1 protein-coding gene is annotated in these 577 nt (G+C 53.7%); it reads right to left on the bottom strand.

The window, feature by feature from the left end:
- Positions 1 to 236: 236 nt before the first annotated feature.
- Positions 237 to 577 (bottom strand): alpha/beta fold hydrolase (locus TU76_RS24220; RefSeq protein ID WP_048352690.1); only part of this gene is annotated, 341 nt, incomplete at its 5' end.

Below are 577 nucleotides of genomic sequence, written 5' to 3'. Positions count from 1 at the left end.
AGGCGTTTCAGTGGGCACGGCCCAAAGGAAGGGTTTCTAGCTACAGCGTAGCGTGTGGTTCTTGATCAGTGACCGATTCTGGCCGATAGCAGCCTGTCACAAAGGGCAGCTTTCGGCTAAAACCGGTCGCTCAACGCTGCTTACTGGAGCGTTGGTGTGAAAAAAGGGATAGATCTATTTTCATCGAAAACAAATCGGTCCCCATATCTTGTGCAGCCGCCGTCACGGCGCATTGCTCAACCGCGAATAAACGCCAACAAATCAGCATTGATCTGATCCGCGTTGGTCGTCGGCATTCCGTGAGGAAAGCCCGGGTACGTCTTGAGCGTGGAATGCTTCAAGAGTTTGGCCGAAAGCGGCGCAGAATCTGCAAACGGCACGATCTGATCGTCCTCGCCATGCATAACCAGCGTCGGCACCTGAATCGCCTTTAAATCTTCGGTAAAATCGGTTTCAGAAAACGCCTTGATGCAGTCGTAATGAGCTTTTGCGCCGCCCATCATGCCTTGACGCCACCAGTTGTCGATGACGCCTTGCGAGACCTTGGCCCCGGGTCGATTAAAGCCGTAGAACGGCC

The organism is Pseudomonas psychrophila (genome assembly GCF_001043005.1).
GTDB lineage: Bacteria > Pseudomonadota > Gammaproteobacteria > Pseudomonadales > Pseudomonadaceae > Aquipseudomonas > Aquipseudomonas psychrophila.
This window is presented reverse-complemented; position numbering and strand designations above follow the sequence as displayed.